Origin of the sequence: Rhizobium ruizarguesonis, from assembly GCF_012349115.1 — a bacterium.
In the GTDB taxonomy this organism is placed as follows: domain Bacteria; phylum Pseudomonadota; class Alphaproteobacteria; order Rhizobiales; family Rhizobiaceae; genus Rhizobium; species Rhizobium ruizarguesonis.
This window is the reverse complement of sequence record NZ_PQIG01000133.1, coordinates 161,541-180,149: the sequence shown is the minus strand read 5'-3', so window position 1 is coordinate 180,149 and position 18,609 is coordinate 161,541. Positions and strand designations below refer to the sequence as shown.

Sequence of the window (18,609 nt, the reverse complement as noted above, 5' to 3'; positions counted from 1 at the left end):
AGAGGTTACTTGACGGCGGCGCCGACAACGGAATCCCAGTTCTTGGTGATGGCTTCCTTGCCAGCGGACTGCTCTTCGAGTGTCGGGAAAACAGCCTTTTCATAGGCTGCAGCCGGCGGCAGCTTGTCGAGCAGTTCCTTCGGGATCTTGTTGTTCTTGGCAAGATCGTTGAAGCGGATCGGGTGGCAATAGCCCTTCAGCCAGCCGAGCTGACCTTCGTCGGAATAGAGGTATTCCATCCAGAGCTTCGCAGCGTTCGGGTGCGGAGCGAAGGCGGAGATAGCCTGGACGTAGACGCCGGCAACGACGCCGGTCTTCGGAACGACGACCTCAAACGGAGGATTGCCTTTCAGGCTTTCGCCCCAGGAGAGGGCGTTGTAATCCCAGGCAACGATGATCGGCGTGGAGCCCTGGGCGAACGGAGCCGCCTTGCCGACGACCGGCACGAAATTGCCGTTCTTGTTCAATTCGGCGAAGAATTTCAAACCTTCTTCGCCGGCCTTGGCAGCGTCACCGCCGGATGCGGAAAGACCGGCCGCATAGACGCCCTGGACGGCCTGGTTGGCGGTACGCGGATCGCCTGCGAGGGCGACGGTGTTTGCGTAGTCGCTCTTCTTCAGGTCGGCCCAGTCGGCCGGCGATTCCTTGACGAGATCCTTGTTCACGAGGAACGAGAGAACGCCGTAATAGTCGCCGTACCAGTAGCCTTCGGCATCCTTGGCGGTATCCGGGATGGAGTCCCAGGTGGAGACCTTGTAAGGCTGGATCAGGCCGTCTTTCTTTGCGGACGGGCCGAAAGAGAGGCCGACGTCGATGACGTCAGGAGCCTGCGGGCCGGTGTTGCCCTTGTTGGCCTTGATGGCTTCGACTTCGTCGCCCGAACCCGCATCCGGGTTGAGCTCGTTGACCTCGAGGCCATACTTGGCCTTGAAGCCGGCGATGACTTCGCCGTAGCCGCACCAGTCGTGCGGAAGAGCGATCGTCGTCAGGGTGCCTTCCTTCTTGGCGGCGGCAATAAGTTCAGCGCTCGGCTCGGCGGCGGCAATCGCGGTCGAAGCCACGATCATCGCAGTAGAAAGCGACAGAAGTCGAGAAATGTTAGAGATCACTGTTGTTCTCCTTCGGGTTTTCAGTGTCTGGCGATGCTGTTAATGAGATTACATGAAGCTTGTGTGACAGTAGGATGACGTTAATTCTGCTGTGAATAGCAGAGGTTGTGGCAAATGTTTTGTTTGCGACAACGGCGTCTGCCTTCCCCAAAATCCGTCATTGTTTTTCTTCTGTTTTAGTCTTGTCCTCCTAACCCGGTTTGCGGAAAAGCCTGGTCTGCTCGAACAGGCCTTCCAGTGTCTTCATGCGCTCCTTCGTCTCGTCCCAGGTCGAATTCTGAACGGCCTCGATCAGCGCTTCGACGATGAAAAGGGTGACGACGGAAGAATCCCAGGCCGACGGCGCCTCGATCCGGACGCGAAAAGCATACCTGGCGAGCTTGGCAGCGGGCGATCCCCACTGGTCGGTGAAGACGACGATTTCGGCGCCGCGCTTGCGGGCGGCGGTGGCGAGGCTCACCATCTCCTGCTCGTAGCGGCGGATGTCGAAGATGATCAGGATGTCGCCGGCATTCATGTTGAGGACATATTGCGGCCAACTGCTGGAATTCGACGATAGCAGCGTCGTTGCCGGCCGGATGACCTGCATATGGGTGAAGAAATACTCGGCAAGCGCGCCGGTGATGCGGCCGCCGACGAAATAAAGGCCGCGCTTGCGGTCGGAGAGCAGCGCGGCAACGCTATCGAAAGTCGCGGTGTCGAGATCGGTCAGCGTCTGGCGCAGATTACCCATGATCGCATCGGCGAAACGGTTGAGAATATGGGTGCCCGGGGCGTTCTGCGCCCAGCGGTCGTGTTTGGCGATGGGGTTGGAAATCGTCGCCTCGACCTCCAGGTGCAAATGCGCCTGAAAGTCCGGATAGCCTTTGAAGCCGAGCTTCTGCACCATGCGCACGACGGTCGGCGTCGAGACGCCGGCATTCTCGGCAATGGTGGTGATGCTGCCGAGGCCGGAAACCGGATAATTGTCGAGAAGGCTTTCGGCCAACTGCTTCTCGGCGCGCGTCAACACCCCCAAATGCGAGTGTATGACGTCCGAAACCGTCTTCGACGCAACTGTCACGTAACTATGCTCCCCGGGATGGTCTGGCGCCACTTTCCCACTGAAAGTTAACAACGCTGTCATAATCCATGTCAACCACTGTCATGAAAAGAAATTTTCAGTCGACGCTTGACAGTGGCCGGAACCTGAAGAATTCTTTTCTTCATAAGGAATTTGTTAAGGGATAAGGAGTGGCGCCTTTGGTGCTGGCCCGGCCGAAAATCCTCAGCGAAGCGGACGGTGACTGCGTCGGGATCGAGCGTATCCACGGCCGGAGCCCGGTGCTTCTCATCTGCGAGCACGCTTCGAATGCACTTCCGGCCGTTTTCGGCAATCTCGGCCTGCCCAGCGAAGCGCTCTCCAGTCACATTGCCTGGGACCCGGGCGCGCTTGCGGTCGCCCGCAACATATCGGAAGCGCTCGACGCGACGCTCGTTTACCAGCGGTTCTCCCGGCTTATCTACGACTGCAACCGGCCGCCCAGTTCACCCGGCGCCATGCCGGAGACCAGCGAGATCTACGCCATTCCCGGCAATAAGGATTTGAGCCCCGAAGAACGGCTTGCGCGCACCGACGCGCTCTATGTGCCTTTCCACGATGCTATTCGCGGGCTGATCCGCGATCGCCGAGCGAGGGCACAGGACAGCATCATCGTGACGATGCACAGCTTCACGCCGGTCTATCATGGCCGCGAACGCGCCGTCGAACTCGGCATATTGCATGATGAGGACAGCCGGCTTGCCGACCTTATGCTGGAGGCTGCGGCCGAGGCGCCGCTTTACAGGACGGAACGCAACAAGCCTTACGGGCCCGAGGACGGCGTGACCCACACGCTGATCCTGCATGGGCTTTCGAACGGCTTGCGCAATGTGATGATCGAGGTCCGCAACGACCTCATCGCAGACGATACCGGCCAAGGGGTCATGGCCGACTATCTGAAAGGGCTGCTCCAGCAAAGCCTGGACGCCTGACATAAAAAGAAGACCCGAGGGAGCAGTTTAACTGCGGACGTCCGCACGGCGCAAATGTCGCGGGCAATTGGCACTGAATCGGCCCGCAATCCCGCGGCCGATCGTGAACAGGGGGAAGTCATGTCGGATTATACCGAACTGGACAAGAAGCAGGATGTGCACATCCTGCATTCCATGGGTTATGCCCAGGAACTCGAACGACGCATGAGTTCGTTCTCGAACTTCGCCGTCTCATTTTCCATTATCTGCATCCTCTCCGGCGGCATCAATTCGCTGGCGCAGGCGACCTCGGGTGCCGGCGGCGCCGCCATCGGCATCGGCTGGCCGGTCGGCTGCTTCATCTCGCTCGTCTTCGCCATCGGCATGGCGCAGATCAGCTCGGCCTATCCGACGGCCGGCGGCCTCTATCACTGGAGCTCGATCCTCGGAAACCGTTTCACCGGCTGGGTGACCGCCTGGTTCAACCTGCTCGGTCTCGTCACAGTGCTGGGCGCCATCAATGTCGGCACCTATTATTTCTTCATGGGGTCGTTCGGCACCAGCTATTTCGGACTGACTGACACGATAGCGGTGCGCATCATCTTCCTCGTGGTCATCACCGGCGCGCAGGCGCTCGTGAACCACATGGGCATCGGACTGACCGCGAAGCTGACCGATTTCTCGGGTTATCTCATCTTCGCGACCGCTATCGCGCTGTCGGCCGTCTGCCTCATCGCAGCGCCCTCCTACGAGATCGGCCGTCTTTTCACTTTTGCCAACTATTCCGGCGAAGTCGGCGGCAACGTCTGGCCTTCCACCTCGGGCGCCTGGGTCTTCCTTCTCGGCCTGCTGCTGCCGATCTACACCATCACCGGCTATGACGCCTCGGCGCATACATCGGAAGAGACCGTCAAGGCTGCCGAATCGGTTCCGCGCGGCATGGTCTCCTCCGTCCTGTGGTCGGCTCTTTTCGGCTACATCATGCTGTGCGCCTTCGTTCTGATGCTGCCGAACATGGACGATGCGGCAAAGCAGGGCTGGAACGTGTTCTTCTGGGCAATGGACAGCCAGGTGAACCCGATCGTCAAGGACATTCTCTATCTTGCGATCCTGGTCAGCCAGTGGCTGTGCGGTCTTGCGACCGTCACCTCGGTCTCGCGCATGATCTTTGCCTTCTCGCGTGACGGCGGTCTGCCGGCATCAAAGGCGCTGTCGAAGGTCAGCCCGAAATACCGCACGCCGGTGGCGGCGATCTGGACTGGCTCCATCCTGTCGGTACTTTTCGTTTGGTTTACCTCACTCGACTTCATGAAAATCGGTGAGACGCCGGTTTATACAATCGTTGTCTCGTGCACTGTCATCTTCCTGTTCTTCTCCTTCGCGATTCCGATCACGCTCGGCCTCTTCGCCTGGGGCACATCGAAGTGGGACAAGATGGGTCCATGGAACCTCGGCGAAGGCGTCTTCAAGCTCTTTGCCGTGCTCACGATCATCGCTATGATCCTGATCTTCATTCTCGGCATCCAGCCGCCGAACGGTATTGCGCTTTACGTTACCGTCGGCTTCCTGGTGCTCACCGCGATCGTCTGGTTCGGTTTCGAAAGCCGGCGCTTCAAGGGGCCGCCGATCGGCGCCGAAGTGGCGAAGCGCCAGGCCGACATCGCGGCCGCCGAAGCAGCCGTCGGCGAAAGCGGCGAAAACTAAGCATCGAGGCTTCCCTCTCAAATGGTGGGGCCGCATCCTGCGGCCCCATCACGGTTCAACGAAAAGGCATCGGGCCGCAAAGTCCGGCCGAGCGCATGCGATTTCGTTGCCCCGATTTTGTCAATCCAATTCAGGCGGATCAATCATGAGCAGCAGCTACACAATCGACGATCTCAGGAAGGATGTTGCCGAAGGGCGCATCGACACGGTTCTGGCCTGCCAGGTGGACATGCAGGGCCGGCTGATGGGCAAGCGTTTCCAGGCGGAATATTTCGTCGAGAGTGCCTGGAAGGAAACGCACAGCTGCAACTACCTGATCGCCACCGACATGGAGATGGAGACCGTCTCCGGCTACAAGGCGACGAGCTGGGAGAAGGGCTACGGCGACTACACGATGAGGCCGGATCTGGCGACGCTGCGTCGTATTCCCTGGCTCGAAGGCACCGCGTTGGTGCTCTGCGACGTGCTCGACCATCATACGCATGAGGAGGTCGCCCACTCGCCGCGCGCGATCCTGAAAAAGCAGGTGAAGCGGCTCGAGGATATGGGCATGAAGGCCTACATGGCCTCCGAGCTCGAATTCTTCCTGTTCGACCAGAGCTATGAGGCGGCGCAGACTTCCGGCTACCGCAACCTCAAGCTCGCCAGCGCCTATAACGAGGACTACCACATCTTCCAGACCACCAAGGAGGAAGAGGTGATGCGGGCGATCCGCACCGGGCTGCAGGGCGCCGGCATCCCGGTCGAAAACTCCAAGGGCGAGGCTTCGGCCGGCCAGGAGGAGATCAACGTGCGCTACGCCGATGCGCTCGCCATGGCCGACCGGCACGCGATCATCAAGAACGGCTGCAAGGAGATTGCCTGGTCGAAGGGCAAAGCCATCACTTTCCTGGCCAAGTGGAACTACAATGCTGCCGGCAGTTCCTCGCATATCCACCAGTCGCTCTGGAGCCTGGAGGAAAAGCCGCTATTCTTCGACCATACCGGCAAATACGGCATGTCGCCGCTGATGCACAATTACGTCGCCGGGCTTCTCGCCCATGCGAGCGAGATCACCTATTTCCTGGCGCCCTACATCAACTCCTACAAACGCTTCATGGCCGGCACATTTGCGCCGACCAAGGCGATCTGGAGCAAGGACAACCGTACCGCTGGGTACCGGCTCTGCGGTGAGGAGACCAAGGGAATCCGTATCGAGTGCCGCGTCGGCGGCTCCGATCTAAATCCTTATCTCGCCTTCGCCGCGCTGCTTGCCGCCGGCATCGACGGGATCGAGAACAAGCTCGAACTCGAAGCCCCCTTCGTCGGCGACGCCTATGGCGGCAAGGGTGTCCGCGAAATCCCGCGTACGCTGCGTGCGGCCACGACTGAAATGACGGAATCGGCAATGCTGCGCAAAGCCTTCGGCGACGACGTGATCGACCATTACACCCGCGCTGCCGAATGGGAGCAGGAAGAATACGATCGCCGCATCACCGACTGGGAAGTGGCGCGCGGTTTCGAAAGAGCTTAATAGGCATTTGCGGGTTGCTTGCCTCACCCTAACTCTTTCCCCGGCTGCGGGGAGAGGGACTTGCCACACGGATCGCTTGAGAATTCGGGAAACGGTGCGGCATAGCTCCTTCGCTCCGCGAGCGGGGGTTCGAAGGACGGATCGAAACCAGTGGCTCGACCCGAGTGCCGGCACGCGGATGAGTGGCTATGGCCCTCACTAATTTTGACGCATACGAGGACAGGAACAGATCATGGCAATGATCCAATGCATTTCACCGGTTGACGGTTCGGTCTATGCCGAGCGCGCAGCCCTTTCTCTCGACGCCGCCAAGGACGTGGTGGCGCGCGCCCGCAAGGCGCAGAAGGCCTGGGCGAAACGGCCGCTCGAAGAGCGCGTGCAACTGGTGCTGAAGGGTGCTGCGCGGCTGAACGAGATGTCCGACGTCGTCGTGCCCGAGCTTGCCTGGCAAATGGGCCGGCCGGTCAAATATGGCGGCGAATACAAGGGCTTCAACGAGCGTTCCAACTATGTCGCCTCGATCGCCGCGGATGCTTTGGCGCCTGTCGTCGTCGAGGAGAGCGAGCGTTTCGAGCGCCGCATCGAGCGCGAGGCGCATGGTGTCGTCTTCGTCGTCGCGCCGTGGAATTATCCCTATATGACGGCGATCAACACGATCGCGCCGGCGTTGATGGCCGGCAATACCGTGGTGCTGAAACATGCTTCGCAGACGCTGCTGGTCGGTGAGCGGCTGGTGCAGGCCTTCATCGAGGCCGGCGTTCCCGAGGATGTGTTCCAGAACGTCTTTCTCGACCATGAAACGACGTCGGCGCTGATTGCCGCCGGCAGCTTCAATTTCGTCAACTTCACCGGATCGGTCGAAGGCGGGCGGTCAATGGAGCGGGCCGCCGCCGGCACCTTCACCGGTCTCGGCCTCGAGCTCGGCGGCAAGGATCCGGGTTATGTCATGGAGGACGCCGATCTCGAGGCGGCCGTCGACACGCTGATGGACGGCGCGACCTACAATTCCGGCCAGTGCTGCTGCGGCATCGAGCGCATCTACGTGCATGAATCGCTCTATGACGCCTTCGTCGAGAAGTCGGTTGCCTGGGTGTCGAATTACAAGCTCGGCAATCCGCTCGATCCCGATACGTCGCTCGGGCCGATGGCACATAAGCGCTTCGCCAAGGTGGTGCGCGAGCAGATCGCCGATGCCGTTTCCAAGGGCGCCAAAGCGCTTGTCGATCCAAAGCTTTTCCCCCAGGATGACGGCGGCGCCTATCTTGCACCGCAGATTCTCGTCGACGTCGACCACTCCATGGCCTTCATGCGCGAAGAGACTTTCGGTCCGGCGGTCGGCATCATGAAGGTGAAGAGCGATGAGGAGGCACTCGCTTTGATGAACGACAGCCAGTACGGGCTGACGGCCTCGCTCTGGACCAAAGATGTCGAGCGGGCAGGGCGGCTCGGCCGCCAGATCGAAACCGGCACCGTTTTCATGAACCGCGCGGACTATCTCGACCCGGCACTTTGCTGGACCGGCGTCAAGGAGACCGGCCGCGGCGGCTCGCTGTCGATCATCGGCTTCCAAAATCTGACGCGCCCGAAATCCTTCCATCTGAAGAAAGTCACAGCATGAGCAGCAACATCACCGCAAACTGGAGCTATCCGACATCGGTCAAGCTCGGCCGGGGCCGCATCGCGGAACTGGCCGACGCCTGCAAGAGCCTCGGCATCAAGAAGCCGCTGCTCGTCACCGACCGCGGCCTCGCCTCGATGGCGATCACCAAGACTGCGCTCGATATCCTCGAAGATGCCGGTCTCGGCCGGGCGATCTTCGCCGATGTCGATCCGAACCCGAACGAGAAGAACCTCGAAGCTGGCGTCAGGGCCTTCAAGGACGGCGGCCATGACGGCGTCGTCGCGTTCGGTGGTGGCTCCGGCCTCGATCTGGGCAAGTGCGTCGCCTTCATGGCCGGCCAGACGCGGCCGGTTTGGGACTTCGAAGATATCGGCGACTGGTGGACGCGTGCGAGCCTTGAGGGCATCGCCCCGATCGTCGCGGTGCCGACAACGGCAGGCACCGGTTCGGAAGTCGGGCGCGCCAGCGTCATTACCAATTCCGAAACCCATGTGAAGAAGATCATCTTCCATCCGAAATTCCTGCCTGGCGTTGTCATCTCCGATCCGGAACTGACGGTCGGCATGCCGAAGATCATCACGGCCGGCACCGGCATGGATGCCTTCGCTCATTGCCTGGAGGCCTATTCCTCGCCCTTCTATCACCCGATGTCGGCCGGCATCGCGCTCGAAGGCATGCGTCTCGTCAAGGAATTCCTGCCGCGCGCCTATCGGGAAGGCACCGATCTGGAAGCCCGCGCCAACATGATGGCGGCGGCTGCCATGGGTGCGGTCGCCTTCCAGAAGGGGCTCGGCGCCATCCACGCGCTATCGCACCCGATCGGCGCCGTCTACAACACCCATCACGGCATGACCAATGCGGTGGTGATGCCGGCGGTGCTGCGCTTCAACCGCAAGGCGATCGAGGAGAAGATCGGCCGCGCCGCCGCCTATCTCGGCATCTCGGGCGGTTTCGACGGGTTCTACGACTATGTGCTGAAGCTCCGCTCCGAACTCGGGGTGCCGGAGACGCTGTCGGCGATGGGAATCGCTGCCGACCGCATCGATGAATTGTCGGCCATGGCGATCGAAGATCCGAGTGCGGGCGGCAACCCGGTTGCAATGACGCTCGAAAATACCAAGGTCCTTTTCAGGGATTGCTTCTGACAACATAAGAGCGGACCTACTAACTGGCCTGGAGAACCTCGGTTTTCCGGGCTTTTTTCGTTGCCGCGATATCCCTAGTTTTAGGGATGTGAAAAATACCGGCTGCAATTTCGCCGCGCGTGTTTCCAATTTGTTAACCATGATTAGAAAGGATGGATTAACCGCACGATGCTCCGAGGGTGCGTAAAAGAGCGATATCGGCTCGCACCATTTCCTTCCGAGGACCGAACATGCCTGTCATCACATTCGCAAATACCAAGGGCGGCGCCGGCAAGACGACCGCTGTTCTCCTGCTCGCGACCGAGCTTGCCCGCAAAGGCTATCGCGTCACCATCCTCGACGCCGACCCGCAGCACTGGATTTCGCGCTGGCACGAGATCTCTGGTCATGTGGCCAATCTTTCGGTCATCGATTTCGTGACAACCGCCTCGCTGCCGCTGCATATCAGCGAGAACAAGCACAATACCGACTATTTCATCGTCGACCTGCCGGGTGCGCGCAATCCGCTGCTTGCCACAGCTGTCGGCCTTTCCGACCACGTGCTGATCCCGATCCAGGGCTGTGCCATGGATGCGCGCGGTGGCGCGCAGGTGCTCGAACTGCTGCAGTATCTGGATGAAAAGGCCGGCATCAAGATCGGCCATTCGGTGGTGCTCACCCGCGTCAACTCGATGGTAACGACGCGGGCGCTGCAAGTCGTCAAGTCGCTGCTCAGCGAGCGGCATGTGCCGGTACTCGATACGGCTATCATCGAACGCTCCGCCTTCCGCGACATCTTCGACTGTGGCGGCACCCTGCACACGATTGATCCCACGCGCGTCAGCAATCTCGACAAGGCCCGGGAAAACGCCACCTGTTTTGCCGAGGAAATGATGCGCAAACTGCCGGTGAGGCTGGTGGCATCCGCCCGTGTGACGAACCCGATGGTCCGCTCGGCCGCCTGAACATCTCTCACATGAAACGACAAGGCCGCCGGAGCGATGCGGCGGCCTTGTCGTTTCTATCGCGAGAATGATTTCAGTCGACGAATTCGACCGTCACTCCCGGCTTGACCATCTTGGCAAGCTCTGTCGCATCCCAGTTGGTCAGACGGATGCAGCCGTGGCTCTGGGTGCGGCCGATCTTCGAGGGTTCGGGCGTGCCGTGAATGCCGTATGTCGGCTTGGAAAGCGCCATCCAGACTGTGCCGACGGGGCCGTTCGGGCCGGGCGGGATGTTGAGGATCTTGTCGTTGGCACCCTGCTGGAAATTGATCTTCGGATTATAGGTATAACCGGGATTGAGGGCGACACGCTCGACATTTACCAAGCCCGACGGAGAGGGGGTGTCGGTGGAGCCGATCGATGCCGGATAGGCGGCGAGGAGATTGCCGGCGCCGTCATAGGCGAAGACCTGCTTGCGGCCCTTGTCGGCGATGATGCGGGCAACTTCACCGCTCTTCGGCTCGCCCGGATTGACGACCTTGATGACGGTGCCTGCAACTGTGAAATCGGCACCGGGGTTCATCTCCTTGAGAAAGGCCTCATCCATGTGGAAGCGTTCGGCCAGCATTTCGGTGGTCGAGGTGTAGGCGAGCGACGGTAGCAGCGCCTTGTGCGAATAATCTTCCGGGATCTCAGCGACGAAGGGGCCAGCAGCATCGGCCGGCGTGATCGTGTAGCTGATGACGGGCAGGCCGCCGTTCATGCGCAGCTCTTCCAGAATGGCATCGGTGTCGTTGGGATCGAGCTTCGAGCCGGTCATCTGGTCATAGGCATAGATCCCCTTGGTGACGTTCGAGCCCATATGGCCGTCGATGACGCCGGGAGAGATGCCGGCGCGATCGAGGAAGACCTGCAATGCGACGATCTCGGGCTTCGACTTGTTCTTCAGCGTGATGACGGGCTCATCGGGTGCGGCGTTCGGCTGGTCGGCGGGCGGGATCTGCTGGTCCGGGTCGATCGAGGCATAATCGTCGCTAGGCTGCGGATTGCCGATGCTGTTATCATCGGGATAGGGCTGCTCACCGAGCGGCCGGCGTTCGATCTCGGCATCGCGCGGAATGCCGCCGGTGACGGCGCCGCGCTCTGAATAACGTGTATCGCCATCGGGATTGTTGTCGGAATAATAGGGGTCGTTGCCATACTGGTCGTTATAGACCTCCCGCGGTCCCGGCCGCGGCGGATAGTAGCCCCGCGCGCGCATCTCGGTGGCGACGACATTGCCGTAGCCGTCGATCAACACGCGATTGCCGCTACGGTCCCGGGCGTAGATATAGCCAGCTGGAACATAGTCGAGGATTTCGCCGCTCGGCGTCACAAGCACGATATCGCTCTGGCGGCGATCGCGGAACTGCTGCGCGCCTGCCTCCGGCGCTGCAGCCGCAAGGGCAGCCAGGACGGCCGCGAAGCAAAATGCCGACTTCAAAAAGCGATTCACGTCTCATACCTCGAACAGTGACTGGGCAGACACACACATGCCAATTTTGACGCTAGTGTGGAATTTATGAAACCGTGCTGAACAAAATATGAAAATCACTAAGATTTCCTTTTACTCATAAACGTTTGCGTCCTTGTGTCAGTTCCGCAAAATCCATGGTTGCTGCAAAAGCACAAGATGGAGGCGACGCCGATTGACGAATGGCGACGCGAAACCTAACGCTAGCGCATCCTGCTTTCCGAAAATCGGATTGGATTTTCGGAAAGCAGGATGCGTCAATTCAAAGTGTTAGAGCGTCCTTTGTGCGTCCGAAAGGACGCACGGCGCTCTAAGGGCCGATTATTCCCCGAGGAGACCGTGATGATCGAATTTGCCGCCGCAAGCGGGCCGCGCCTGATGCTGGACGAAACATCGGTGCTGGATATCGGCGGATGCATCGTCGACGGTGTCGACATCGCGCCGAAACGCGCCATTCCCGACGACGGTGATGCGCGAATCGATCACTCGCTCGAAGGCTTTCTCTTCACCTGCGGCCCGGATCATATCCGCCACCGCCAGCCAATTCCCGGTCGGGATGACGGCAAGGTCTATCCGCTGCACGGATCGGCCTCCGGCCATGCGGCAAAAGTGCTATGGACGAAGTTCGAGAATGGCCATGCCGAATGCCGCGCCGATATCGACATCACCACCGTCGAAGGACTGCCACAGCGCATCGAGCGGCTGTGGCGGATCGATGGGGCGACCGGCGAAGTGCGGCTTGAGGACCGGGTCGTCAATACGAGCGATCGGACGGTGCCGACCTTCCTGATGTACCACATGAACACCGGCGGCAAATGGCTGGACGAGGGCACGCGGCTTGAAGGTCGGATGCTGGAGAATGGCGGTTTCCCCTGGGCGTTCGGCGAGGAGCCCGGCGGCATCTTCTGCGTTGCGGCGCCGGCTGCGAAGGAGGGTTTCGCAGAGGTTCGCCTCGGACCGATCGCCGCGATCGGCGGCAGGACGCTGCGCGTGCGCTTCCGCGCCGACACGCTGCCCCATCTGCAGGTCTGGCGAAACCAGAAGGCGCCGGCCCATATCATCGGTATCGAGCCGGTGTCGCATCGCTGGATATCGCGCGACGAGCTTCAGGCAGCCGGTGAGTTCAACATGCTGGCGCCCGGCGAGAGCCGCAGCTATGCGCTGACCTTTGCCTTCCTGTGAGCGAAGTGTTGTTGACGCTGGCAGACCTCCGTCGTAGACCTTCAGCCCACGATTTTTGAGGAGACAAGACGATGGATATTCGCCAGATCGACGATGAATATTCGGTTTCGGGCCAGATCACGCTGGAGGAGCTCGACGAGATCAAGGCGCTGGGGTTCAAATCGATCGTCTGTCACCGTCCAGACCACGAAAGTCCCGACCAGACGTCGTTCTCCGTCATCGAGGCGCGCGCCAAGGAGCTTGGCCTCGAGATCGCCCATGTGCCGGTTGGACCGATGGGCGTGACCGAGGAAGCCGTGCAGGGCATGGTCGACGCGCTCGATGAATTCCCGCGGCCGATGCTTGGCTATTGCCGCTCCGGCGCACGCTCGACGGCGATTTACCAGAAGACCCACCATATCCGTAATTGAGCCCGTTCCGGGGGACCGATTTTCCGGCGTTGAACCTCAGCGCCGCCACCTTCCATTCACTCAGGAGACTATAATGAGCATCAAGCGTATCGACGTCGGCTCGCGCATGAGCGGCGCCGTCATTCACGGCAACACGGTCTATCTCGCAGGCCAGGTCGGCGAGGGCGAAAGCGTTACCGATCAGTGCAAGTCCTCGCTTGCCGAAGTCGACCGCCTGCTGGCTGCATCAGGCAGCAGCAAGTCGAAGATCCTGCAGACGATCATCTACCTCTCCGATATCGCCGATTTCGCCGAGATGAACGCCGTCTGGGAAGGCTGGATCGATCCAGCCAACCCGCCAGCCCGCGCCACCAGCGAAGCCAAGCTCGCTGCGCCGAAATACAAGGTCGAGTTTATCATCACGGCCGCACTCGACTAGAGCAACTCCAGGAAAAGTGCGAAGCGGTTTTCCGTCCGGGATTGCGCAAAAAAACAAAAGATTAGAGCGGCTCTGCGCTTCTATGAAAAGCTGAACCGCTCTAAGTCGTACCATTCCGATTGCCTGAAGCCGGTGAGCACTGCGCGTGCTCACCGGCTTTTTGTTTGCGCGATTTCGGAGAGCGTGCGTGTCGGTGTGATCGCTTCAGGATCGAGCTTGACCTCGATGATTGCCGGCTTGCTGCTGGCGCGTGCCCGCTCGAAGGCCGGGGCGAAATCCGCCGTCGTCTCCACCGTCTCGCCGTGGCCGCCATAGGCGCGGGCAAGGGCCGCGAAGTCGGGATTGGTCAGATCGGTGCTGCTGACGCGGCCGGGATACTCGCGCTCCTGATGCATGCGGATCGTCCCGTAGATGCCGTTGTTGACGACAACTGCGATGATCGGCAGGCCGTAGCGGATGGCGGTGGCGAATTCCTGGCCGTGCATCAGGAAGCAGCCGTCGCCGGCAAAACAGATGACCTCGCGCTCGGGAAAGAGACGCTTGGCGGCGACGGCGGCCGGCAGGCCGTAACCCATTGACCCGGAGGTGGGGGCGGCTTGGGTGTTGAAGCGGCGAAAACGATGGAAGCGGTGCACCCAGGTGGCGTAGTTGCCCGCACCATTGGTGAAGATCGTCTGCGGCCCGGTATTGGCCTCCAGCCATTCCATGATCGGCCCCATCTGGACGGCGCCCGGTCCGCTCAAGGGCGGCTTCGACCAGGCGAGATAGGCCTGGTGCAGGCGGGTGGTGCGCTCCGCCCAGAGCGGTTCGGCCGGCGCTTCCAGATCGGCGAGTGCGGCGACGAAATCGGCAGGTGCCGCGCAGATGGCAAGATCCGGACGGTAGACGCGGCCGAGCTCGGAAGGGTCGGGATAGATATGCACCAGCGATTGCTGGGGGTAGGGGATATCGATCAGCGTATAGGACGAGGACGGCATTTCCGACATGCGGCTGCCAAGCAGGATCAGCAGGTCGCTCTCCCTGATCTCCTTTGCCAGCGCCGGATTGATGCCGATACCGACATCGCCGGCGTAGCAGGGATGGAGATGATCGAACAGCATCTGCCGGCGAAAGGAGCAGCCGACAGGCAGGTGAAAACGTTCGGCGAAGCTCTGAAAATCGGCGACCGCATCGGCATCCCAGCGCGTACCGCCAAGGATTACCATTGGCCGCTCGGCCTTCAGCAGTCTTACATAGAGATCGTCGACCTGGCGGCGGCCGGGATGGGCCTCGACGGTGGCATAGTGCCTGGCGCGGGGTGCTTCGACCTCATCGCGCAGCATGTCCTCCGGCAGCGTCAGCACCACAGGGCCGGGACGGCCGGAAGTTGCGACCGCAAAGGCGCGGGTGACGAATTCGGGAATACGGGCGGCATCGTCGATCTCGCCCACCCATTTGGCGAATTCGGTGAAGGCGCGGCGGAACTCGACCTCCTGGAAGGCCTCGCGCTCACGTGCTTCGCGCTGCACCTGGCCGATAAACAGGATCATCGGGATCGAGTCCTGCTTAGCGATATGCAGGCCGGCGGAGGCGTTGGTGGCGCCGGGGCCGCGGGTCACCATGCAGATGCCGGGTTCGCCGGTCAGCCTGCCCCAACAATCCGCCATCATCGCCGCTCCGCCCTCCTGGCGGCAGACAAGGACGTCGATATCGCTGTCGCGCAACGCGTCGAGCACGGCGAGGAAGCTCTCGCCGGGCACGCAGGAGAGACGCCTGACGCCGTTCGCCTTCAGCGCCTCGACGATCAGTTCTCCGCCCGTCTTCTTCATGACAATGCCTTCTTCATGACGATGCCTTCCTCTCGCGCTCGGCGAGTTCCGCCAGAATTTCTGCCTGGTGTTCGCCGAGACGCGGGCTCGGCCTGATATAACGCAGCGGCGTCTCCGACAGCACCACGGGCGTCCTGACACCGGGGATCACGGTGCCGGCGGCATCCGCAAGGTCGATGCGCAGGCCGCGGGCCTGCACCTGCGGATGGGCGAACATTTCCTCGATCGTGTTGATTGCGCCTGATGGAACTGAATTCTCCTCGCAGGCCTTCAGCAGATCCGCCTTCTGCCACTTCAGCGTCTCGGTGGAGATGAGGCGGCGCACCTCGGCGCGATTGCCGACGCGGGCTTTGTTGGTGGCGAAACGCTCGTCGCCGGCGATGGCCTCCAGGCCGAGGATGCTGCAGAGGCGACGGAACTGGCCGTCGTTTCCAACTGCGAGGATGAGGTACCCGTCCGCCGTCGGCACGACCTCATAGGGCGAGATATTGGGGTGGGCATTGCCGAGGCGGGTCGGTGCCTCGCCGGAAACCAGGTAATTCATGTTCTGATTGGCGAGCACCGCCGATTGCACGTCGAGCAGGGCCATGTCGACCAACTGGCCTTGACCTGACTTCAAGGCGTGGATCAGGGCGGCTTCGATCGCCGAGACGGCATAGATGCCGGTGAAGATATCGGCGATGGCAACACCTGCCTTCATCGGCTGGCCGTCCGGTTCACCGGTAATCGACATGAAGCCGGACATGCCCTGGACGATGTAGTCGTAGCCGGCGAGATGGGCATAGGGGCCGTCCTGGCCGAAACCGGTGATCGAGCAATAGACGAGCTTCGGATTCACCTTGCGCAGGCTGTCGTAATCGAGGCCGAATTTGGCGAGGCCGCCGACTTTGAAATTCTCGATCACCACATCGGCGGTGGAGACGAGGCGGCGGACGAAATCCTGGCCTTCGGCGCTCTTCAGATCGGCGGTGACGGAACGCTTGCCGCGATTGGCCGCGTGATAATAGGCGGCCGAGAGATTTTCGCCATCGGCGCCCTCGACGAAGGGCGGCCCCCATTGGCGCGTATCGTCGCCGCCGTCGGGGTTTTCGACCTTGATCACGTCGGCGCCGAGATCGGCGAGCATCTGTCCCGCCCAGGGGCCGGCGAGCACGCGGGCAAGCTCGATCACCCGGATGCCGGCAAGCGGCGGCTTTTTGGTCACGGTCTCTGTCATGTTCCTCCCGGCAATATCTACGGCGCCAGCGTCACCTCAGATGTATCGGATACAGGCTTTGAAGCAAAGCGGCGCTCGCGCCAGAGGATGTAGAAGCCCGCTGCCACGATGATGGCAATGCCGAGCCATTTGACGGCATCCGGAAAGTCACCGAAGACCAGCCAGGCGAAGATCGTTGCCGAAACGATCTCCAAATATTGCAGCGGCGCCAGCGTCGAGGCCGGTGCTGCGCGATAGGCGTAGACGCCGAGGATGCCGGTGATTGCGGCCATCGCGCCGACGCCGGCGACATAGAACCAGGCGCGGCCTTCCGGCATGACCGGATCGAAGAGGTCGGAGCCGGTTGCCTGACCCAGGAAAAGCAGGACGGCACAGAAGAGCAAGCCCCAGATGCTCATCTGGAACTGCATCGACCAGGGGTCTTCCCTGTGCGAGAGGGCGCGAGTCATCAGCACGAAGATCGCGATGCAAAGAGCACTGACGACAGGTAGAAGCGCGATGTAGCCGACCTCTTCGAAACTCGGCTGGATGATCAGCATCGCCCCGAAGAAGCCGACGCCGCAGGCGGTATAGCGCCGCCAGCCGATCGTCTCCTTGAGGAAGATGCCGCCGAGGATCGTCACCATGATCGGCTCTACGAAGAAGATCGCGATCGCGTCGGCGACCGCCATATATTTCAGCGTGGTGACGAAGGAGATCATCGAGACGGTAATGATCCCGCCGCGGATGGCATGGAACAGGCTCTGGCGCCAGGAGAATTCGGCGAAGCTGCGCCGCCATATCACGATCGGCAGCATGCAGAGCGCTTGGACGACGAAGCGACCGGCGGTGATCTCGCCGGATGGCACGGTCGTGATTGCAAGCTTGGCGAAAATATCGATGAGCGGCGACACCATCACCGAGAGGAACATCAGCACAAGCCCCGTCATCACGTCGGAGGTGGATGATACGGGTCGGGTCGGGGTGCTGTTCACGATAAAATCCTTGTCACTCAGGATATTGGTCGCTCAGGATCTTGCGACCGCCGTCGCACCAGTCGGCGAAGGCTGCGATCGCCGCATCCGCGCCGATCTCGTTCAGCGTTTCGTGTCGCACGTCCTGATATATCTGAGTGCTGATACGAGAGAAGCCCCGGCCTTTCAAATGGTTTGACAGCCAGAGCACCGCTTTTCCCCGCTCCGTCGCCGGGTCCTCTCCGCCGCCGACGAGATGGATCGGCAAGTCCCGCGGCAGCCGATCGAGATGGATCTTTTGCGGCGCGCGGAAGGTCAGCTCGAAGAGATCGAGCCAGAGAGAGACTGAGGCGTCGAAGCCGCAGAGCGGATCGGCGACATATTTGTCGACTTCATCAGGACGACGCGACAGCCAGTCGAACTCGGTGCGGCGGCCGGCAATGGATTTGCCCCAGGCGCCGAAGGTGAGCTTCGGCAGCAGGCCGCTTGGCACGTCGGAGCCCTTCAGCATGCGCTCGGCAAGCAGGATCGCCTGGGCGGCGCGGCCGGCAAGGCCGACGGCGAAATTCGAATTCCAGACGGCGACAGCATCGAAGTCGGCCGGAGCCGTGACGGCTGCATTGAGGGCGATGAGGCCGCCCATCGAATGGCCGAAGAGGGTCACCGGCAGACCGGGATGGCGGGAGACCGCGTGGCCGCGCATGGCGATGACGTCGCCGATCACCCTTTTGACCCCGCCGCGCCGGGCAAAGCGGCCGATCGGCGCATCGGGTGCCGTCGTCTCGCCGTGGCCGCGATGATCGTGGGCATAGACGTGATAGCCGCGCTCTGCCATCGCCTCGGCAAAGGAGCGGTATCGTTTCGAATGTTCGGCCAAGCCATGCGATATCAATAGGATGCCGCGGGCCGCAGCTTCGGCCTCGGCATGATGATAGGCCAGCGACGCCCCTGGCACGGCGAGCCTTTGCGTTTCAGAAAACATGTGGATCCTCCCGGCGGCAACAGACCAGATCGCCGGGTAATTGCAACATGGGCATTTGATTATCTGATAACAATTTGCAGCCTTGTTGCGATTCAGGGTTGCGGCCTTTTGATTTTGATG

16 protein-coding genes are annotated in these 18,609 nt (G+C 61.2%); 9 read left to right on the top strand and 7 right to left on the bottom strand.

Annotated elements, in window-relative coordinates:
* Positions 1–5: 5 nt before the first annotated feature.
* The gene (locus C3Y91_RS35590) at positions 6–1,109 is read right to left on the bottom strand and encodes an ABC transporter substrate-binding protein (protein ID WP_024320753.1); all 1,104 of its coding nucleotides are present in this window, start codon (positions 1,107–1,109) and stop codon (positions 6–8) included.
* Between the two features lie 190 nt (positions 1,110–1,299).
* Positions 1,300–2,172 (bottom strand): MurR/RpiR family transcriptional regulator, encoded by an 873-nt coding sequence (locus C3Y91_RS35585; RefSeq protein WP_024320754.1) that lies wholly within the window; start codon positions 2,170–2,172, stop codon positions 1,300–1,302.
* A 179-nt stretch (positions 2,173–2,351) separates the two neighbouring features.
* Between C3Y91_RS35585 and C3Y91_RS35580 the strand changes: the two genes are divergently transcribed.
* From C3Y91_RS35580 to C3Y91_RS35555, 6 genes are all read left to right on the top strand, one after another.
* Positions 2,352–3,122, top strand: a complete 771-nt coding sequence (locus C3Y91_RS35580; protein WP_130775693.1) for an N-formylglutamate amidohydrolase — start codon at positions 2,352–2,354, stop codon at positions 3,120–3,122.
* A gap of 120 nt (positions 3,123–3,242) precedes the next feature.
* Entirely contained in the window at positions 3,243–4,805 is a 1,563-nt protein-coding gene (locus tag C3Y91_RS35575; protein ID WP_024320756.1) for an amino acid permease, read from the top strand.
* A gap of 145 nt (positions 4,806–4,950) precedes the next feature.
* The gene (locus C3Y91_RS35570) at positions 4,951–6,318 is read left to right on the top strand and encodes a glutamine synthetase family protein (protein WP_131707124.1); all 1,368 of its coding nucleotides are present in this window, start codon (positions 4,951–4,953) and stop codon (positions 6,316–6,318) included.
* Between the two features lie 232 nt (positions 6,319–6,550).
* Positions 6,551–7,936, top strand: coding sequence for an aldehyde dehydrogenase family protein (locus C3Y91_RS35565; RefSeq protein WP_168576372.1), 1,386 nt, complete (start codon positions 6,551–6,553; stop codon positions 7,934–7,936).
* Positions 7,933–9,084 (top strand): iron-containing alcohol dehydrogenase, encoded by a 1,152-nt coding sequence (locus tag C3Y91_RS35560; RefSeq protein ID WP_018074108.1) that lies wholly within the window; start codon positions 7,933–7,935, stop codon positions 9,082–9,084. The genes C3Y91_RS35565 and C3Y91_RS35560 overlap by 4 nt, the downstream gene beginning before the upstream one ends.
* A gap of 230 nt (positions 9,085–9,314) precedes the next feature.
* The gene (locus tag C3Y91_RS35555; protein ID WP_018074109.1) at positions 9,315–10,028 is read left to right on the top strand and encodes an AAA family ATPase; all 714 of its coding nucleotides are present in this window, start codon (positions 9,315–9,317) and stop codon (positions 10,026–10,028) included.
* A 73-nt stretch (positions 10,029–10,101) separates the two neighbouring features.
* On the opposite strand, the gene C3Y91_RS35550 is transcribed toward C3Y91_RS35555, so the two are convergent.
* The gene (locus C3Y91_RS35550) at positions 10,102–11,502 is read right to left on the bottom strand and encodes a L,D-transpeptidase (protein ID WP_018074110.1); all 1,401 of its coding nucleotides are present in this window, start codon (positions 11,500–11,502) and stop codon (positions 10,102–10,104) included.
* Positions 11,503–11,862: 360 nt separating this feature from the next.
* Here C3Y91_RS35550 and C3Y91_RS35545 point away from each other — a divergent pair, with 360 nt between their 5' ends.
* The 3 genes from C3Y91_RS35545 (at position 11,863) to C3Y91_RS35535 (ending at position 13,530) form a co-directional block, all read left to right on the top strand.
* Positions 11,863–12,702, top strand: coding sequence for an aldose 1-epimerase family protein (locus tag C3Y91_RS35545; RefSeq protein ID WP_130791756.1), 840 nt, complete (start codon positions 11,863–11,865; stop codon positions 12,700–12,702).
* Between the two features lie 71 nt (positions 12,703–12,773).
* A complete protein-coding gene (locus tag C3Y91_RS35540; RefSeq protein ID WP_018074112.1) occupies positions 12,774–13,112 on the top strand; it encodes a protein tyrosine phosphatase family protein in 339 nt (112 codons plus the stop codon).
* Between the two features lie 73 nt (positions 13,113–13,185).
* The gene (locus C3Y91_RS35535) at positions 13,186–13,530 is read left to right on the top strand and encodes a RidA family protein (protein ID WP_018446572.1); all 345 of its coding nucleotides are present in this window, start codon (positions 13,186–13,188) and stop codon (positions 13,528–13,530) included.
* Positions 13,531–13,679: 149 nt separating this feature from the next.
* Here the strand turns inward: C3Y91_RS35535 and C3Y91_RS35530 are convergent, their stop codons facing one another.
* Genes C3Y91_RS35530 through C3Y91_RS35515 form a run of 4 tightly spaced genes read right to left on the bottom strand, consistent with a single transcriptional unit; the run spans position 13,680 to position 18,489 of the window.
* Positions 13,680–15,338: a thiamine pyrophosphate-binding protein gene (locus tag C3Y91_RS35530; RefSeq protein WP_168576371.1), complete on the bottom strand. Its 1,659-nt coding sequence runs from the start codon at positions 15,336–15,338 to the stop codon at positions 13,680–13,682.
* 13 nt (positions 15,339–15,351) lie between these two features.
* Positions 15,352–16,554 carry a succinate--glutarate CoA-transferase gene (gene caiB, locus C3Y91_RS35525; protein ID WP_130791755.1) on the bottom strand — a complete coding sequence of 401 codons (1,203 nt, stop codon included), beginning with the start codon at positions 16,552–16,554 and terminating at the stop codon, positions 15,352–15,354.
* Positions 16,555–16,571: 17 nt separating this feature from the next.
* Positions 16,572–17,528: a DMT family transporter gene (locus C3Y91_RS35520; protein ID WP_130791754.1), complete on the bottom strand. Its 957-nt coding sequence runs from the start codon at positions 17,526–17,528 to the stop codon at positions 16,572–16,574.
* A 13-nt stretch (positions 17,529–17,541) separates the two neighbouring features.
* Positions 17,542–18,489, bottom strand: coding sequence for an alpha/beta fold hydrolase (locus C3Y91_RS35515; protein WP_168576370.1), 948 nt, complete (start codon positions 18,487–18,489; stop codon positions 17,542–17,544).
* Between the last annotated feature and the right edge of the window lie 120 nt (positions 18,490–18,609).